At 70.1% G+C, this 2,773-nt stretch carries 2 protein-coding genes; both read right to left on the bottom strand.

Annotated elements, in window-relative coordinates; all coding sequences use genetic code 11:
- Positions 1–2,303 (bottom strand): DUF5010 domain-containing protein (locus ABZ719_RS37450; RefSeq protein ID WP_366729638.1); only part of this gene is annotated, 2,303 nt, incomplete at its 3' end.
- A gap of 102 nt (positions 2,304–2,405) precedes the next feature.
- A partial coding sequence (locus ABZ719_RS37445) for an RICIN domain-containing protein (protein ID WP_366729637.1) occupies positions 2,406–2,773 on the bottom strand: 368 nt, incomplete at its 5' end.

Genomic DNA, 2,773 nt, shown 5'->3' with positions numbered 1-2,773 from the left:
CCGTCCGCGTCCTCCAGACAGAAACCCGACTTCGCGTTCACCAGATACCCGTTCGCCGCGTCCACCGACCACTGCTGCTCCTTCGAACCGTCGCACGACGCGATCCGCGCCCGGGTCCCGTTGGCGGTCCCGCCGTCCTCGGTGGTGAGGCACTTGCCCAGGACCCGCACGGAGGCGTCGGGGGCGAGCGTCCAAGTCTGGGTGCCGGTGCCGGCGCAGGTGTTCAGGACGGCCTGGGTGCCGTCGGCCGCGCTGCCCTGGGCGAGGTCCACGCACTTGCCGCCGATCCCGGTGATCGGACCGGTCGGGCCCGCCGGCGCGGGGGCCGGCGGGGCGGCGATCGTGGTCGCCGTCCAGTAGTTGGCGTTCAGGGAGCCGGTCGGGAACTCCAGCCGTACCGTGTGCAGCCTGCCGGCCGGGAGCTGGAACGTGCCCGCGTCGACCGTCGTGTACTTCTGCCAGTCGCCGGTGCTGGGCACGGCCACGGTGGGGCCGGCCTTGCCGTCCACCACGAAGCGGACCTGGGCTCCGTCGTTCGGCGTGGCCACCCGGGCGGCGAGCTTCACCGTGCCCTGAAGGGGCCGGCTGTTCCAGGTGAGGGACTCGCCGGGCGCGATGTCGCCGACGTTCCAGCCGCCACCCGTGTCACCGGTGCTCTGGACATCGATGTCACCGCTGCGATAGGTGTTCCACGCATTGCCCGCGGTGGCTCCGGCGAACGCGTCCGCCGTCTCCGCCTCGACCTTGTACTCCGTGGGGAAGGGGTCCGTGGAGTAGCGGCGCAGGGTGTCGATCATCTGGTTGGGGTAGTCGGTCAGCCGCTCCTCGTACGTGCCGTCGGCCGTACGCGCCAGCATGGCGTTCTCCTCCCAGTCCGTGAAACCCTCGACCAGGGTGATGTCCGCGCCCGCGTTGACCGTGGCGTCCAGGGTCTGGCTGAGCTTCCTGCCGTGGTCCGCGTCCATGATCATGTTCGTGTCGCTGTTGACGACGCGGAAGCCGGGCGTGGCGATGCCGTACCGGCGGCCGTTCAGCGAGGCGGCCCGGCCGGTGAGCACCCGGAAGCCGTCCACGGTGGCCGGTGCGGCGGACTTGTTCACCACTTTGATGGTGTGCGTGCCGTCCGTCAGCCCTGACTTCTCGAAGACGGTCTGCTGCGTCTTCAGCGCGCTGCCGGTGTTCAGCTTGACCGTGACGGGGGTCTGCCCGTCGACGGAGACGTCGACGCTGCCCTGGTCCGGCGCGGTGCGCGCCAGGTACTGGATCCCGGTGCCGATGAAGGAGTACGTGACGGCCGCGCCCGCCTGCGAGGACGACTGGTAGGTGTTCTTGTAGTCCCCGGCTCCGTCGGAGGTCCGGTAGTCCCAGCCGTCGCCGAACTTCAGCTGGCCGTTGTCGATCACCGGCTGGTAGGTGGCCGTCGAGGAGCCCTGGGGCAGCACGAACCAGTTGTTGATGCCGTCGATCTGCGAGATCACGCTGGGATCGCGGTCCGGCCAGCTGCTGTCGACGACGTAGTACGGGTCGACGCCGAACTCCGTCTTCGCGCGCGAGCGGGCGTACCGGAGCAGTTCGGACAGGTTGCCGTCGCCCTGGTTGGTGAACGCGAAGTCGTTGACCGACCACTCGTAGATCAGCGGGCGGCCGTCGACCTTGTAGAGCATGTCGTCCGGGATGCGGGAGAAGAACTCGCGCTGGTTGTTGTCCCAGAAGTACTGGTAGCCGCCTTCCCCGGTGCCGTCCGCGTCACCGATGTCGAAGGGGGGTGTGTAGCCGCCGGTGTGGTGGACGGCCCGGTTCTTCTTGTCGGTGAGGGTGGCGGGTGTGTCGTCCAGTGCCGCGATCTTGAGCCGGTCCGCGACACCGCGTCGTTTGATCGCGTCGACCAGCGGGGTGAGCGCCCGGGGGTCGCCCGCGCCGTCGGGGACGGCGTTGCCGGGGCCGAAGCCCCGCAGGTCGACGGCGACGAAGTCGACGCCGGCGGTGGTGAGTTCCTCGACGTAGTTGTCCCAGAAGGAGTCCGGGTCGGAGGCCTTCGGCTCGTACATCGGCCGGTTGTAGTTGTGGTTGACCGGCTGTTCGTAGGGGCCGCCCGCCAGGGTGATGTCGGAGAACCCGAACGTCACCCCCAGCGCCCCGCTCTTGCCGGGGACCCGGCCGGGCAGGACGGTCCCGCCGTCGACGACGACCGGTGTGTCGGCGGCGGCGCCCGCCGGGGCCGCCTGGGCCGCCGCCGGGCCGAGCGCGACCGGGCCCAGCGTCGTCAGCGCGACCAGGCCGAGCGCGAGTGCCGTACCCGCCACGGTGCGGCCTCGCCGGCCGGGCACAGGTCTGTGCCGTGAGAACACGTCTTTCCTCTTTCCGATACCGTTGGGTGTGTCTGTTTCCCGCCGAGTGGCGGGGGGTCAGGCGGGGAGTTTCCAGAGCTGGTTGTCGGAGGCCGCGCAGGTCCAGATCTGGAGCTTGGTGCCGTTCGCGGAACTCGGACCCGTCGCGTCCAGGCACTTGCCCGACTGCGTACCCACCAGCGTCCCGTTCGCCTGCGCCTGCCACTTCTGCGACGCGGCACCCGAACACGACGCCAACTGCACCTGCGTGCCGTTCGCCGTACCGCTCCCGGCCACCGTCATGCACTTGCCCAACGCCCGCAGCGTCCCATCAGCAGCCACCGTCCAGGGCTGCGCACTGCCCGTCCCGCAGGTGTTCAACTGCACCGCCGTACCGTTCGCCGAGACGCCACCCGCCACCTCCGCGCACTTACCGCCGTACCCGC

It is taken from the genome of Streptomyces sp. NPDC006743, from assembly GCF_040703815.1.
Lineage (GTDB): Bacteria > Actinomycetota > Actinomycetes > Streptomycetales > Streptomycetaceae > Streptomyces.
The sequence above is the reverse complement of the archived record's forward strand: the minus strand, read 5'-3'. Positions and strand labels throughout refer to the sequence as shown.